The sequence below is a fragment of the Lactobacillus sp. WILCCON 0059 genome, assembly GCF_057197985.1.
In genome coordinates, this window is the sequence record NZ_JBUBHN010000001.1 from 2,089,103 (window position 1) to 2,104,642 (window position 15,540).

Here is a 15,540-nt window from a genome sequence, read left to right on the forward strand (position 1 = left end):
GAAAATAACCCCCGAAATTAGTGTCCTAATTTCGGGGGTCATATCATTCATTGATTGCATGAGCTAATTCTTCTTTTCTTGGCTCTTCCGTTCTTGAATTAAGGCCTCCAATTTTTTTATGTATGCAAGCTCGACTGTAAGCCTCTTTACCTGCTCTTCCAATTCTTTGATCCGCTGTTTGTCCTTGCTTTTGGGCATTCTTGGGTGGTCTACCTTTCTTCTTGGTAATGACAGTATACCCGTTTTCTTTGAAAGAGCGAAGCCAATTTGCAAGAATTCCTTGATTCGTAAGCCCTAAGTCTAAGGAAACCTGGCTAAGAGCTTCACCGCCTAGCAGAATTCTATCAATGGCAGCGAGCTTGAAATCAGCAGTATATTTCTGTTGAGGGCGATCCAAAATGGCTTCGCCATGCTTTTGGATCAAGTCTACCAAATATTGGATTCTTCCACGCTACATCCCATATTTTCGGCTGAGGTAGGTGCCTCTTCTGTGGTCGTCTACCCATTCGTGGTAGATAGCAAGTTTGATTTCTTTAGTGTATTTAGTCATGAAAATAACCCCCGAAATTAGTGTCCTAATTTCGGGGGTCATATCAATGACTGATGCAAATTGGTGTTTTTTCATATGCTAGTATCCCATCTTTTTAAAAACCAGCTTGGCAGGATAAGTCTTCTTTAAAGGCTCAGCCGCTTTTTTCGAGCTGGACGCCTTCATCGCCGTGACCGGAACTACTTTTTTGGCCTTTTGGGCGGCAGAATACGATTTCTTGACCTGCGAAACCTTTAGAGCAGACTCTGGTGAAAGAGAGCTGGTCTGCTGGCCAGGGTAAAAAGCAAAAACGCCTCCGGCCGCCAAAACAAACCCTATTATTATCAAAGTACGTTTCATTGTCATTCCCCGATTACAGCAAAATACACTAATTAATCAACGATGACGTAGGACTTGATGACCTCGCGCTTGTCCATGGCTGAGTAAGCCTGGTCAATTTCATCCAGGCTGAAACTGCCGGTAAAGACCTTGCCCGGGTTGATTTCACCCTTGAGGACGGCATCAAGAAGGACCTCCTTGTCATAAGTCGTTACCGAAGCCGGACCACCAGCCACGCTGATATTTCTGTAAAACGGACTGGTCATATCCTGAGCAGGCACGTGTGGCAGACCGACCCGGCCGACAGTTGAGCCTGGACGGCCGACAGCCATGGCGGTTGCCGTTGACTGTTCAGTGCCGACGCATTCCAGAACTGCGTCAGCCCCGAAGCCCCCGGTCAAAGCCATGATGGCCTTGACCGCTTCATCGCCGCGGACGGCCACATTGTCAGTTGCCCCGAATTCCTTGGCCAAAGCGGCCCGGTCCGGGTGGCGGCTGGTGGAAATGATCCGCTTAGCCCCCAGCATCTTGGCGGCAATAATCGCGCATTGGCCAACTGCCCCGTCGCCCATAACGACGACCGTGTCGCCTTCCTTGACGCCGGCGACTCTGGCAGCGTGGTAGCCAGTGGCCATGACGTCAGCCAAAGTCAGGAAGGACTTGAGCATCCCTTCGCTGTAGTCTTCCGGCTTGCCCGGAATTTTCACCAGGGCCCATTGCCCGTGCTGGAAACGGATGTATTCAGCCTGGTTTTCGCCGCTGAAGTTGTCCGTGTGCCCCTGGCAGGCCCCGTCAAAGCCCGCCCGGCAGGCTGGGCACTGGCCGCAGCCGTGGGTGAACGGCGCGATCACGAAGTCGCCCGGCTTGACCGTGGTGATGGCTGAACCAGTTTCCACCACGATCCCAATGGCCTCGTGGCCCGAGTTGGCGGAGTCAGCGCCGACGTGGTCGACGTCGCGGTAGTTCCACAAGTCTGACCCGCAGACACAGGCCCGGATTACTCTGATGATGACGTCATCGTCTTTTTCCAGCTTGGGCTTAGGCGCGTCAACCAAAGCCATTTTTCCTTTTTCCGCAAATACTGCTGTCTTCATGAAGACCTTGTCCTTTCTTTAAAAAATCGCTTAATCAGCCGTCTCGATTTCAACCTGGTCAAAGTCGATCTCCGGGTCGTCCAGGATGATGTCGTCTACGTGACCGACCTTGATCTTCCCGCTGACCGGGTTCTTGATGCTCATGATGTCGCCGGTGATTTCGGCATCGATATTCTGGCAGTATTCAAAGGCCAGGTCGGTCCGCCGGGTCCGGCAGTCCCGCATCTTTAGCCCGTCGATGTAGCACAGGCCCTGGTCGCTTTCGATCGTGCAGTTGATCAAGGTGATGTTCTTGGTGTTCCAGGCCAGGTACTCCCCGCTGATTCTGGAATCATAAATCGTCACGTTATCGCAGTTCCAGAAGGCATCTTTAGAAACCAGGCGGGAATTGTGGACTTCCACGTTCTTTGCCCCGTCAAAACAGTAGTTGCCGATCAAATCCAGGTGGTCAATGTAGATGTTCTCGCTGTTCATGCCAAAGTAGTCCCCGTTGACCGTCAGATTGGTCAAACGGACATTTTTACAAGTCCACAGGGTTTCTTCCGCATTGGAAAAATGCACGTGATCCAAAGTTACCCCGTCGCAGCGGCGCAGCTGCTTTGGCGCCTGGATGCTGCTGTCGGTGATCGTAATGTCGTCGGTATACCAGATCCCTGACCGGGCCATGGTTTCAAAAATCGTGTCTTTTACTTTGACATGCTTGTCGTACCAGAGAGGGTACTTCCAGGTAAACAGCACCCCGTCTAAGTCCAGGTTGCGGCCTTCCTTCAAAGGCGATTCGCCCGTGCCAAAAGTCACGTCCTTGATCACCGCGTCCCGGGTTCCAAACAGGGGGCGCTCGCCGTCATAGTAGCCATTGCTGATTTCTTTCATTTCCGGAAATCTCCTCTCATTCAATTTTCGTCACAATCTTTTTCTCTAGTATAATTCCATCTGCCTCTTATAACTAATCGATAAAAGTTATACATCGCTATTCTTCTTTGGAATAGTACTGCAGCCACGGGCAAATATCTTACATTTTAAGCATAACTGGCGGGTGGCCAATGGAAAAATGCTTTCTAAAAATGGTAGTATGTCCTCGAAGAATAGCATTCCGGGTCAAAAAACTTGCTTTTTTCTTCCGGCTTGCACTAAGCTGAACAAGAGACAGGAGGCAAACTTATGAAGACAACGATTTTTCTTTTTCACCCGGATCTGACCGCTTCCAAGGTCAACCGGGCCCTGGCCGCCGCTGCCAGCGAGGCGGGCTTTGAAGTCCGCGACCTCTACCGGCTCTACCCTGACTGGGAGATCGACGTCCAAGCCGAGCAGGCCGCCATGGAAGCCAGCGACCGGATCGTCCTGCAGTTTCCGATGTACTGGTACAGCTGCCCGCCTCTTTTGAAGAAGTGGGAAGACCTGGTTTTAGAATACGGCTGGGCTTACGGATCAACCGGGACCAAGCTGCATGGGAAGGAACTCTTGCTTGCCGTTTCCCCTGGCGCTCCGGCTGACAACTACCAGCACAGCGGCTCCGTCAACTACACGGTAAGCGAACTGCTCCGGCCCTTCCAGGCAACCAGCAACTTAATCGGCACCAAGTATTTGACGCCTTTCGTGACGGCCGGCGCATCATCAATTTCTGACCGCGACCTGGCTGAGCAGGCGCAAAAATATGTGAACTATTTAAAAAATGACAACATTCCGCTTTTAGCAGCACACGAATAGGAGAAAAAATGAACTACGATTTTGATACGATGATTGACCGCAAGGCCAGCAACTCCATCAAGTGGGAGGTCAAAGACGGCGAGCTGCCGATGACGATTGCAGACATGGACTTCAAGACCGCCCCGGAGATCATAGAAGCCATGCACGAAAAGGTGGACAGCGGGGTCTTTGGCTACGAGTACCCAACTGAAGAATACTTCAAGGCCGTCCAGTCCTGGTATGCAAAAGAGCACGCATCCAGCGCCCCAACCAGCTGGATGACCTTCATGACCGGGGTGATCCCGGCAATTACGGCCAGCGTCAACCATTTCAGCCAGACCGGCGACAAAGTCTTAATGCTGGAGCCGATCTACAACACTTTTTACAACTCAATCATCAACAGCGGCCGGCAGGTTCTGGCCAGCCAGATGACTTATGACCCGGACAAGCTTCGTTATGCCGTTGACTGGGCCGACCTTGAGGAAAAAATGGCCGATCCTTTGACCACCATGATGATCCTCTGCAATCCCCACAACCCAACTGGCCATGTCTGGAGCAAGGAGGAGCTGGAAAAGATCCTGCTTTTGGCGCAAAAGCACGGCGTCATCGTCATCAGTGACGAAATTCACGGGGACCTGGTCCTAGAAGGCGATGACTACACGCCGGTTTTCTCCCTGGATGAAAAGCTGATCAAGAACGCCATCACCCTGGTTTCGCCAAGCAAAACCTTCAACCTGGCCGGCCTGCACGCCGCTACGGCGATCGTGTCCGACCCAATCTTGCGCGAGCGCTTCGTCCGCGCCGTCAACAAATACGACGTTGCTGAACCCAACCTCCTGGCTATCCCGGCAACTATCGCGGCCTACACCAAGGGCAATGCCTGGGTCCATCAGCTCAAAGATTATGTTTTGAAGAACCGGAACTACCTGGCTGACTTTTTGAAGAAAAATCTACCCCAGATCAAGCTGGCTTCTGAGAATTCAACCTACCTGGTCTGGGTCGACGTCAGCTCCGTCACTGACGACAGCGCTGAATTTGCCCAGCAGCTGCGGGAAAAGACGGGCTTGATCGTCAACCCTGGCACCGTTTATGGGGGCAACGGCAATAAGTTCATCAGAATCAGCCTGGCCTGCCCGCTCGCCCAAGTCAAGGACGCGGCAAGCCGCCTGCAGAAGTTCTTTACTGAATAATCCTGAAAAAAGCGCTCAAACGAGCGCTTTTTTCATGCAGTTTAAAAGAATCTTTTCCTTTTTTTGCTAAAGTAGGTCAAAAGAAAGGAGCTCAGAGATGCGAATCGAATACCTGCAACAGTTTATCACCCTCTCTCAAGTCAAAAATTACCAAAAGGCGGCCGACGCCCTCTACATTTCCCAGTCTACTTTGACCAAGCACATCCAAAGTCTGGAAAAGGACCTGGGCTGCCAATTGGTCCGGCGCAAGGGGCGGAACTTTGAACTAACCGAAGCCGGCCTCCTGGTCGTCCGCTATGGGCACGGAATCTTGGACGCCAACCAGTGGCTCTTGACTGCCCTCAAGGAAAATCAAGCCAACGAAAAGATCGAGATCAACATCGGCTCAACTGCCGTCATGATCGAGTACGGCCTCTTACGCCTCATCAAACAAGCCATGATTGCCATGCCGCGCCTTAGATGCAATGTCCAGGAGCTGGCCGCGGAAGAGATCAACACCCGCTTTGACCAGGACAAGGTCGACCTGGTCTTCGTCAGAGAAACCGCCCCGGCTAAAAAATCTCCCGCCAGCTGCAACATTTTAAAAGAAGATCTGGTCGCCATGTGCCCAGCCGCTTCGCCTTTAGCCAGCCAAGATCAAATCAGTCTAGCCGAACTCGAAGACGAACCCCTCTTGTCCACACCCATGACCAGCCCGGAATACCGCTTGCTTAGCCAGTGGTTTGCCAACTATTATGAAAATCATGACCAAACGGATCTGAACAAGTACCCTAACGTAGTTTTTACCGCCAACCGGATTGAAAACCTGGTCTCCATGGTCCAAGCTGACGCTGGCACCGCCATTTTGCCCAGAAAGCAGGCCGAATACTACCAGGCCAAGGACACGGTCATCATCCCCCTTAAAGAAGATCTGCCCCTCTACCTCAATCTAGTGGTAAACCCTCATCTCTTAGACGACCAGCAGCGCCCGCCCAAACACATCCGCCGCTTCATTGAAATCGTCCTGGGTAAATGATTACCTTTTGGAATAAGTCCCAGCTTAAAGCGAATTGATAAAAGCGTTTTCTCCTCCTAGAATTCTAAGTAAGAAATCTGAAGGAGGAAGATAAAACATGACAGAAGCAAGCAAAAAATTACTTTTTGACCCGGAAAAATACACGGTCAAGCAGACAGAGGACGGCTTTGCATACTGCAGCTGGGAAGGATTGGACTACGTGGCTAAGCCTGCAGATCCAATTCAGAAAGTGAATGTATTCGCTCCCGCCGCCTACGCTAAAGGCGAAAAGTGCGCTGCCTACAGCAGAGAAACCGCCCCGATCTTTATGCCCAACACGGTTGGCGGCTATATGCCAGGTCCCCGCGACTACCCGGGCAACAAGAATTTTCCATCCAACTCCAAAACCATCGTGGCTGCTTTAAAGCGCGGCTATGTCGTAATTTCAGCTGGTCTGCGCGGGCGGACTTTGGCAAGCGGCAAGGCACCAGCCTTTATCGTCGACATGAAGGCAGCAGTTCGCTGGGTTAAGTACAACTCTGGCCGCCTGCCAGGCAACGCCCAAAGAATCATCACCAACGGGACCAGTGCCGGCGGGGCGACCAGTGCCTTGACGGGTGCTAGCGGCAACAGCAGCTTTTTTGCCAAATATCTGGCAGAAATCGGAGCAGCACCTGGGACTGACGATATCTTTGCCGTTTCCGCCTACTGCCCGATCCACAACTTGGAACACGCCGACGCCGCTTATGAATGGGAATTCTGCGGGATCAACGACTGGCACCGGACCAAGATTGACGGCTTCAAGGATGGGGAACCGAACTTTGTCCCAATCTCCGGTGAATTGACTGAGGAAGAAAAGGCCCTCTCCCCGCAATTAAAAGACCAGTTCATTGCCTACCTCAACTCCTTAGAGCTGAAGGATCCGGAAACTGGCACCCTTCTTTCCCTAAACCCAGACGGCAGCGGCTCTTTCCGTGACTTAATCGTCAAATACTTGAAGGCTTCTGCCCAAAAGGCATTGGCTGACAAGCCGGAATTAGCGGAAGCTGACTACTTGACGGTTGAAGACGGCAAGGTTACCGGCCTTGACTGGGACAAGTACCTCCACTTCATCACCAGAATGAAGGCTGTTCCTGCCTTTGATGACTTGGATGCTCAAAGTCCGGAAACCGACCTCTTCAGTGAGATTGGCGGCCAGCCCCGGCACTTTACCCAGTTCTCTCAAGAACACAGCCATGTAGACACAACTTTGGCGCCGGCAGATTTGATCGCCGCGGTCAACCCGATTACCCACCTGCTCAGCGGCAAGACAGACACGCCAAAGTACTGGCGGATCCGGCACGGAGCCAGCGACCGGGACACTTCCTTTGCTATTCCGGTAATCCTGGCCACCCTCTTGGCCAACCAGGACAAGGAAGTCGACTTTGCCCTGCCATGGGGGATCCCGCACAGCGGCGACTATGACTTAGATGATCTTTTCGCCTGGATCGACCAGATTATGCAGAAAGAAGGCTAGGGTCATGGAGAACACAATGAGTAAGAGCAAAAAGCAAGTCAATTCCGGCAGCTTGATGTTCAAGACCGCGATCCTGTCTTCCACCCTGCTTTTAACTGGGGTGGGCCTGGGCTCAGTCTTCCTGCCGAGCTTAAAGGCCAGCTATCCAGGCATCTCAGACGTCATGCTCAAGTCCTTCGTCTCCCTGCCTAACGCCACCCAGCTTTTAGCCCTGGTTTTGGTTGGCCTTTTGACCAGCAAATTTGGCAAAAAGAACCTGCTTATGTTCGGGGCCCTGCTCTTCGTGGCCAGCGGGATCGTGCCCATGTTTGTCAGCAGCTTCACCGTCATCTTGATTGCCCGCCTCTTCTTGGGTTTCAGCGTGGGCCTGGTTCAGCCAATCGGTACCAGCCTTTTGGCCGACTACTACACCGACCAGGAAAGAAACAAGCTGATGGGCTTCCAAAGTGCCTTTTCCGGCCTGGCCAACACCTTGATGACCTTTATCGTTGGCCTCTTCATCCAAACCAGCTGGCGGACCGGCTTTAGTGTCTACTTGATCGGTTTGATCATTTTCTTCCTGACCTGGATCTACCTGCCAAAAGACCAAAAAGTTCAAGCTCCAGCAGATATGCCAGCTAAAGGTAAGACCAAGCTCAACTTGAATGTCATCTGGTGGATGCTGGCCATGTTCCTCTTTAATATGGCCTATAGTTCCGGAATCCTGGAATTCAGCCTAACAGTCGTGGAAACTCATTCCGGGACCGCGACTGACGCCGCCAATGTTACAGCCGGCGTTGCCATCATTTCCTTGGTAGCTGGCCTTTTCTTTGGCAAGTACATGCAGCTGGCCAAGAAATATGCCGGGATTTTAGCTATCGCCTTGATTGGGGCCGGCAACTTCATCATGGGCCTGGGCGACGGGATGGGTGCCTTTATCACCGGTGACTGCATGGTTGCCCTGGCCTTCGGCCTCTTTATGCCATACGTTATGGCCGCCGTCAACCGCAATTCCACCAAGGAAAACTCAGCTGGCTTGACTGGCCTGGCCCTGTCAGCCGGTTCCGTGGCCAACTTCGTGTCGACCTATTTCTATGCTGCTTTTGGGAAGATTTTTGACAACACTAGCTCCCAGTTTGGCTTTATCTTCGGCGGCATCTGCTGCGTCCTCTTGGTTATCGAAATGAGTTTTATGCTCAAGAAGAAGATGCTGGACTAAAATCCGATTATTCTCCCTAATCTCTTATCAATAGCTTTTTATCACTAATTATCCTCAGAACTCAATCATTCAGAAATACCGCTAAGCAGATATCTTTAGCGGTATTTCTTTTTCTCTGACAAAAAATAAGCAGTTTTATCAATAGAGATCTTTTTAGCAGTTGAAAAGAAAAATCTATTGACAATAAGCCAAGTTCCTTTAAAATTAAGACTATGAAATAAAGATTACAGAAATATTAAATTACTTTTTGTCTGATATGGGAGGAACAAATCATGAAAGAGGTCAAGCGAATTATGGTCGCCGCTGCCGCAGCCGTCATGGCGCTCACGGCAGCTGGCTGCAGCTCATCATCGTCATCATCATCCAGCAAGTCTTCTTCCAAGGTCTACAAGATCGGCATCTGTCAGCTGGTCCAGCACGAAGCCTTGGACGCGGCTACTAAGGGCTTCAAGGATGAAGTCACCAAGGAACTGGGTAAGAGCCATGTCAAGTTCGACACGCAAAACGCTCAAGGTGACTCCTCAACGGCCACCACGATCTGCAACAACTTCGCTTCTGAAAATGAAGACTTGATTTTGGCCAACGCGACGGCATCCCTGCAGGCAGCCAGCGCGGCTACTAAGTCAATTCCAATCTTGGGAACGGCGGTTACCAACTACCAAGTGGCCTTGAACCTGAAGAAGTTCAACGGTACGGTTGGCGGCAACATTTCCGGGACTTCCGACCTTGCTCCTTTGGACAAGCAGGAAAAAATGATCAAGGACTTTGTTCCTAAGGCTAAGAAGCTGGGCATCCTCTACTGCTCAGCTGAGCCAAACTCCAAATACCAGGCTGATGAAGTGGCCAAGTACGCCAAGAAGGACGGCTTAAAGGTCACTAAGTACACTTTTTCCGACACCAACGACGTCAACTCTGTTACCCAGCAGGCAGCTAGTGCCAGCGACGTCATCTACATCCCAACCGACAACACTGCCGCATCCTGTGCAAAGACCATCAACAACGTGGCTCTGAAGGCCAAGGTGCCGATCATCGCCGGTGAAGAAGGGATCATGAGCAAGTGCGGGGTTGCCACCCTGTCTATCGACTACTACGGCCTGGGCAAGCAAACTGGCAAGATGGCCGTGCAAATCCTCAAGGGCGAAAAGAAGGTCGGTCAAATGCCGGTTCAATACTACAAGAACCCAGTTAAGGAATACAACCCAACCATCTGCAAGAAGCTGGGCATCAAGGTTCCAGCCGGCTACAAGGCTTACAAGAACTAGTTTTTAGTTTCATTTTGTAAAAAGCTGCTTGAGACTGGAGGACATTATGGCAGGATACTTATCATCATTGAGCTTCCTCGACTTGGCTGGCCGTTTGCCAGCGTCAGTCGCGCAAGGGCTCTTCTGGGGCATTATGGCCCTGGGCGTTTACATTACTTTCCGGATCTTGGACATCGCGGACTTGACGGTTGACGGGACCTTCGCTACAGGCGGGGCAGTCTCAGCCGTCTTGATCATGAAGGGCGTCAACCCCTGGCTGACGGTTCTGGTAGCCCTCTTAGCAGGTCTATTGGCCGGCGCGGTAACGGGCTGGCTGCACACCCTCTTTGGGATTCCGGCAATCCTGGCCGGGATTTTGACCCAGTATGCCCTCTACTCCATCAACTTAGCCATCATGGACTTCAAGGCCAACACGGCCATCAGCTCTTTGACCCCTGGCCTGGTTATCTCTGGTTTGACGGTCAACGAATCTATCTTGGTCTGCGGTTTGATCGTCATCGCTTTGGTCGCTTTGATGTACTGGTTCTTCGGGACTGAGCTTGGGTCATCCCTTAGAGCGACCGGTTGCAATCCGGAAATGAGCAAGGCACAAGGCATTAACATCAACCGGATGAAGGTTTTAGGTCTGGCCATCTCCAACGGCTTAGTTGCCGTGGCCGGTGCCCTGTCCTCCCAGTACTCTGGTTTTGCTGACGTCAACGCCGGCCGTGGGTCAATCGTTATCGGCCTGGCTGCTGTCATCATCGGTGAAGTTTTAGGCGAAGCAATTTTGGGCAAGAAGCTCAACTTTGCCGGCCACTTGATTTTCGTCGTAGTCGGGGCGATCATCTACTACGTGGTTTACACTTTGGTTCTGTGGCTGAAGATGAACCCGAACATGATGAAGCTGTTCACGGCTATCATCGTTGCCCTCTTCTTGGCGGTGCCATACCTGAGAAGCCGGGCCAAGAACTCCTTTGCCAAGGCGGGCAAGAATGCTAGAAAAGGGGCTTAAAAATGCTAGAACTGACCAACATTACCAAGACTTTTAACCCCGGGACGATTAATGAAAAGCATGCCTTGAACGGGGTCAACTTGAAGCTGGAAGACGGCGACTTCGTGACGGTTATCGGGGGCAACGGGGCCGGCAAGTCAACCACCTTGAACGCCATCGCGGGCGTTTGGCCGGTTGACACGGGCTCTATCGTTATCGATGGCCAAGACGTAACTGGCCTACCGGACTTTAAACGGGCGCCTTTGATCGGCCGGGTCTTCCAAGATCCAATGACCGGGACGGCGGCAACCATGCAGATTGATGAAAACTTGGCCTTAGCTGCCCGGCGGGGCAAGCGCAGAGGGCTTAAGTGGGAAGTTACCGCTAAAGAACGGGAAGAATACAAGGAAAAGCTGAAGGTGCTCAACCTGGGCCTGGAAGACCGGTTGACTGCTAAAGTAGGCCTTTTGTCCGGCGGGCAAAGACAGGCTTTGACCTTGCTGATGGCAACTCTGGTCAAGCCAAAGGTTCTACTCTTGGATGAACACACGGCGGCGCTTGACCCGAAGACGGCGGAAAAGGTCTTAAACGCGACCGACCGGATCGTCAAGGAAGGCAAACTGACCACGATTATGGTGACTCACAACATGAGGGATGCCATTGCCCACGGCAACCGCTTGATTATGATGAACGATGGCAAAGTCGTTTTGGACATCAAGGGCGAAGAAAAGAAGAAACTGACAGTGGAGAAATTGCTCCACCAGTTCGAAGTCGTGTCCGGCGAGGAATTCGCCAGCGACAAGGCAATTTTAGGTTAGAAAAGAAGAAAACTGGCGATTTCCAAAGCAAGGAAGTCGTCAGTTTTTTCGTTTATTCGAAAAGCTGCCGGTATTCGCCGTAACCTGCTTCTTCCAGCTGGTCGTAAGGGATGAACTTGAGGGCAGCAGAGTTGATGCAGTAGCGCAGACCGCCCTTGTCCAAAGGGCCGTCAGTGAAGACGTGGCCCAGGTGGGAGTCAGCCTGGCGGCTGCGGACTTCGGTTCTTTCCATGCCAAAGGACTGGTCCCGGTGCTGGGTAAGTTTAGCGAGGGGCTTGGTAAAGGCTGGCCAACCACAGCCGGAATCGTACTTGTCCAAAGAGGAAAAGAGGGCTTCCCCGCTGACTACGTCGACGTAGATTCCTTTTTCAAAAAAGTCGTCATACTCACCGGTGTAAGGCGGTTCAGTCGCCGCGTTTTGGGTCACGGCATACTGCATTGGCGTCAGCCGGTCTTTCAAATCTGCTTTTTCGTTCATCTTGATCACCTCATCTATTTAGATAAGGCTATTGTAGCTTGGATGGATTCGCGAGGCCTTGATCTGGATCAAGAAATTAATTAAGAGATTCCTTATTTTTGGCCTGTACCTCTGTAAAAGGCTTAATTGCTGACAAGTCACGGCTAAGCTTCTTCTTTGCATCCCGCAGATCAATATCACTCTGCAGATTAAGGAAGTAAGCATCTGACACGCCGAAGAACTTGGCTAATCTGAGTGAAGTGTCAGCAGTGATTTTCCGTCTGTCATGCAAGATATCCTGGATTCTAGACGTTGGAACATTAATGTACTGTGCCAGCTTGTAAGCACTAAGGTCTAACGGCTGCATGAATTCTTCATTGAGAATTTCACCAACTGTAGGCGTCTTGATATGTTCAGTCATTTCGGTCACCTCTAAGCTCTAGTGATAGTCCACTATTTCGACATTTTCAGCATCTCCGTCTTCGAAATTGAAGCAAATCCGGTATTGCGAATTAATTCGGATGCTGTATTGTCCTTCTCTATTTCCTTGCAACTTTTCCAACCTGTTTGCAGGTGGCATCAGCAAGTCATTTAATGATTGTGCCGCATCGATCATAATCAATTTCATCAAAGCTTTTCTTTGAATTTCTTTCGGAATACGCTTTGAAAAAATTTGATTGAAGACTTTCTCAGTCTCTTTATCTGCTATGCTAGTAATCATGATTTTATTATGCCCATTTTACGTGTACATGCCAAACAGATGCACTGCCGACAACTTAGTTATTCTAAAAAAACAGTCATGTCATGGTCTCTCAACTTCAGCGCAGACTTTTTAAGACTCTCTTGTCCAGCAGTTAAGATCCGTAGCATTTCTTCAACGAAGAAAGTCAGCTCTGCCCTGTTTTCTGCTCTATCAGCTTCTTGGAAAATACGATAATAGCTAGGCAGTTGAGCATGAATTGCCGTAGAAACAGAAAAGCCAGTAAAACGATCATACTTATTAGACAGATAGGCAGACAAAAGATACCGGCCCATCCGGCCATTGCCGTCCAAGAAGGGATGCATGTTCTCAAAGAAGAAGTGAGTTATAAGAGCTTTGAAAATTGCTGGCAGATCGGCTTTGTTCATAAAGGTGATCAAGCTGCTTAAGGCCTCAGAGATAGCAAGTTCAGATGCCGGCGGAACATGGACAATTTTGGTAGCTGAGCCAATTACGATGGTGCCATAGGGCAGTTCATCCCGGAAAAGCTGGCCGTTTGGCTGCTTGTCTGCTGAAATTTCACCTCTAAGAAGTTCGTCGTAGATATCACGGAAATCCTGCAAACAATTGATTTTTGGAAAGCTACCCCGGTACATGCGAACCATTGACCCAAGCCGCTTCCCCTGCTCTTCTGGATGATCACCGATACTTTTGATGATTGCGCTAAGTTCGGCTACATCGGTTTCGACGCCTTCTATACTGTTGGTGTTAATGATTTCGTCAAGAAGGAGGTCATCCAGAAAGTGACTGACAGCTGCCTCGGGCAAATCTTGACTTACTTGAACGAGCTCCCAAGAGTTGCGGTTAAACTTGTTGAACAGCCTAACCATCTCAGCCGTGTAGATGAAGAAGAGCTGGTACTGCGCGGTCTGCCGGCCATCCTTTTTGTAGTCAAGCAAGGGATGCATCTGAGTCACAACTGCTGAAACATTGTTTAAACGCCACAGATATTCCGTTTCAACGGAGAAATCTGTGTCATACTCATGCTGGTATTTTGTAATCTCCAAAGGCTGATACAGCTTCATCTTCCTGCCTCCTTCTTTCCCTTAAAGCAGCAAGCTTTAGCTCTTACTACCTAATCTAAATTTATAAAGAAGTATACGCCTCTCTTTTCCCGTCTCATAATTCCAAGGTCACAACATTTTCGTATAATCCTTGTTGCCGCATCAGGCCTAATATTAAAAAAGATGGCCAATGCGTCTCTATTGAATGAATAATCTGATTTATATTTCATATAAAAATCAGCTAGTTTCTCTAATGTTCGAGCTTGAAAGGGACCTTGTCTATTCTTTTGCTTGCCAATTTTTTCAATTGCGTCAATTATATTGTCTACTGCAGGCGGGTCTAATCTGATCGGTAAATCTTCTGCTTTTATCTCATACTCTAAAAAGCTCTTTTCAATATTTTGTGCTCCAAGTTTATTCGCTAACGCACTTTTTTCAACGATTTGACCGCTAAGTTTATTCGCTAACGCACTTTTTTCGACGGTTTGGCCGACAAGTTTATTCGCTAACGCACTCTTCTCGGCGGTTTGGCCGTCAAGTTTATTCGCTAACGCACTCTTCTCGGCGGTTTGGCCGTCAAGTTTATTCGCTAACGCACTTTTCTCGACGGTTTGGCCGCTAACTTTATTCGTTAACGTACTTTTCTCGGCGGTTTGGCCGCTAACTTTATTCGTTAACGCACTCTTCTCGACGGTTTGGCCGACAAGTTTATTCGCTAACGCTACTTTATCATCGATTTTGCCGACAACTTCCTTCGTTAGCGAATCTTTCTCAGCCATTTGCCCCTTAGATTTGTTCGCTAACGTGGATTTCTCATCGGCTTGGCCGACAACTTCCTTCGTTAGCGAACCTTTCTCAGCCATTTGCCCTTTAGATTTGTTCGCTAACGTAGATTTCTCATCGGTTCGGCCGACAACTTTCTTCGTTAGCGAACCTTTCTCAACCGTTTGGCCCTTAGATTTGTTCGCTAACGTGACTTTCTCATCGGTTTGTGGCCCAACTTCCTTCGTTAGCGAACCTTTCTCAGCCATTTGCTCCTTAGATTTGTTCGCTAACATGGTTTTCTCATCGGCTTGGCCGACAACTTTCTTCGTTAGCGAACTTTTCTCAACCGTTTGACCCTTAGATTTGTTCGCTAACGTGGATTTCTTATCGGTTTGGCCGACAACTTTCTTCGTTAGCGAACTTTTCTCAACCGTTTGACCCTTAGATTTGTTCGCTAACGTGACTTTTCCAGTATACTGTGGCGGGATTTTTTGTACTCTCTTAGTGCCCGTAAAGCTTCTGTTGGGCATAGTAACAAGGAAGATGTTTTCATCAGAATAGAAAGTCGGCTCTTTGCTATAGTTCTTGTACGAATTCAGTATGCGCTGAATACCGCTACCTCTACGATCCATAAAACCCAGCCGCCCAAAGATATCTGAAATCTTTTCATTTCTTCTCATTGAGGGAATATGTTCTTTATTCATATTCTGTATACGACTGCCGCTCATCATTCCACCAGGGGACATTATCTCCATGCGGTCATCAAAGATATCCACATGAATTTCAGTTCCTAAAATCTGATAGTTCCGGTGGATTAAAGCGTTCACGAGAACTTCTCTAACTGCTTTGAATGGATAATCGCTTTTCTCTTCTCTTACCATTCCCCTAATCGTCCACCTATTTTTAGAATTAGTGCGGATGAAATCCTCAGCATTTGACAGCAGCGTTATTAAAC

At 49.8% G+C, this 15,540-nt stretch carries 16 protein-coding genes and 1 pseudogene; 8 read left to right on the forward strand and 9 right to left on the reverse strand.

Annotated features, from left to right (window positions below; all coding sequences use genetic code 11):
- Positions 1–46 precede the first annotated feature (46 nt).
- The 4 genes and pseudogenes from ACYVUT_RS09800 to ACYVUT_RS09815 all read right to left on the reverse strand — a co-directional run.
- Positions 47–550, reverse strand: a pseudogene (locus tag ACYVUT_RS09800) (transposase); the annotation flags it as partial.
- Positions 551–628: 78 nt separating this feature from the next.
- Complete coding sequence (locus ACYVUT_RS09805) at positions 629–889, reverse strand: hypothetical protein (protein ID WP_439775690.1); 261 nt, start codon at positions 887–889, stop codon at positions 629–631.
- Positions 890–921: 32 nt separating this feature from the next.
- Positions 922–1,962, reverse strand: coding sequence for a zinc-binding dehydrogenase (locus tag ACYVUT_RS09810; RefSeq protein WP_439775691.1), 1,041 nt, complete (start codon positions 1,960–1,962; stop codon positions 922–924).
- Positions 1,963–1,992: 30 nt separating this feature from the next.
- A complete protein-coding gene (locus ACYVUT_RS09815) occupies positions 1,993–2,835 on the reverse strand; it encodes a DUF3737 family protein (protein ID WP_439775692.1) in 843 nt (280 codons plus the stop codon).
- A gap of 288 nt (positions 2,836–3,123) precedes the next feature.
- Between ACYVUT_RS09815 and ACYVUT_RS09820 the strand changes: the two genes are divergently transcribed.
- The 8 genes from ACYVUT_RS09820 (at position 3,124) to ACYVUT_RS09855 (ending at position 11,599) form a co-directional block, all read left to right on the forward strand.
- Positions 3,124–3,669 (forward strand): NAD(P)H-dependent oxidoreductase, encoded by a 546-nt coding sequence (locus ACYVUT_RS09820; protein WP_484498908.1) that lies wholly within the window; start codon positions 3,124–3,126, stop codon positions 3,667–3,669.
- Positions 3,670–3,677: 8 nt separating this feature from the next.
- Positions 3,678–4,838: a MalY/PatB family protein gene (locus tag ACYVUT_RS09825; RefSeq protein WP_484500754.1), complete on the forward strand. Its 1,161-nt coding sequence runs from the start codon at positions 3,678–3,680 to the stop codon at positions 4,836–4,838.
- A gap of 97 nt (positions 4,839–4,935) precedes the next feature.
- On the forward strand, positions 4,936–5,853 hold the full coding sequence (locus tag ACYVUT_RS09830; protein ID WP_439774859.1) for a LysR substrate-binding domain-containing protein: 918 nt from the start codon (positions 4,936–4,938) through the stop codon (positions 5,851–5,853).
- Positions 5,854–5,950: 97 nt separating this feature from the next.
- Positions 5,951–7,348 carry a subtype B tannase gene (locus ACYVUT_RS09835; RefSeq protein WP_484498907.1) on the forward strand — a complete coding sequence of 466 codons (1,398 nt, stop codon included), beginning with the start codon at positions 5,951–5,953 and terminating at the stop codon, positions 7,346–7,348.
- Positions 7,349–7,364: 16 nt separating this feature from the next.
- Entirely contained in the window at positions 7,365–8,546 is a 1,182-nt protein-coding gene (locus ACYVUT_RS09840) for an MFS transporter (RefSeq protein ID WP_439774861.1), read from the forward strand.
- 272 nt (positions 8,547–8,818) lie between these two features.
- Entirely contained in the window at positions 8,819–9,808 is a 990-nt protein-coding gene (locus tag ACYVUT_RS09845) for an ABC transporter substrate-binding protein (RefSeq protein ID WP_439774862.1), read from the forward strand.
- Between the two features lie 46 nt (positions 9,809–9,854).
- Positions 9,855–10,802 (forward strand): ABC transporter permease, encoded by a 948-nt coding sequence (locus ACYVUT_RS09850; RefSeq protein WP_439774863.1) that lies wholly within the window; start codon positions 9,855–9,857, stop codon positions 10,800–10,802.
- A 2-nt stretch (positions 10,803–10,804) separates the two neighbouring features.
- Positions 10,805–11,599 (forward strand): ABC transporter ATP-binding protein, encoded by a 795-nt coding sequence (locus tag ACYVUT_RS09855; RefSeq protein WP_484498906.1) that lies wholly within the window; start codon positions 10,805–10,807, stop codon positions 11,597–11,599.
- Positions 11,600–11,651: 52 nt separating this feature from the next.
- Here the strand turns inward: ACYVUT_RS09855 and msrB are convergent, their stop codons facing one another.
- The 5 genes from msrB to ACYVUT_RS09880 form a co-directional block, all read right to left on the reverse strand.
- Positions 11,652–12,077, reverse strand: coding sequence for a peptide-methionine (R)-S-oxide reductase MsrB (gene msrB, locus ACYVUT_RS09860; RefSeq protein ID WP_439774865.1), 426 nt, complete (start codon positions 12,075–12,077; stop codon positions 11,652–11,654).
- Positions 12,078–12,153: 76 nt separating this feature from the next.
- Complete coding sequence (locus ACYVUT_RS09865; RefSeq protein WP_484501968.1) at positions 12,154–12,477, reverse strand: HigA family addiction module antitoxin; 324 nt, start codon at positions 12,475–12,477, stop codon at positions 12,154–12,156.
- Between the two features lie 18 nt (positions 12,478–12,495).
- The gene (locus ACYVUT_RS09870) at positions 12,496–12,777 is read right to left on the reverse strand and encodes a type II toxin-antitoxin system RelE/ParE family toxin (protein ID WP_439774867.1); all 282 of its coding nucleotides are present in this window, start codon (positions 12,775–12,777) and stop codon (positions 12,496–12,498) included.
- 59 nt (positions 12,778–12,836) lie between these two features.
- Positions 12,837–13,841 carry a Fic family protein gene (locus ACYVUT_RS09875; protein ID WP_484501969.1) on the reverse strand — a complete coding sequence of 335 codons (1,005 nt, stop codon included), beginning with the start codon at positions 13,839–13,841 and terminating at the stop codon, positions 12,837–12,839.
- Between the two features lie 50 nt (positions 13,842–13,891).
- Complete coding sequence (locus tag ACYVUT_RS09880) at positions 13,892–15,466, reverse strand: ATP-binding protein (protein ID WP_484501970.1); 1,575 nt, start codon at positions 15,464–15,466, stop codon at positions 13,892–13,894.
- Positions 15,467–15,540: the final 74 nt, after the last annotated feature.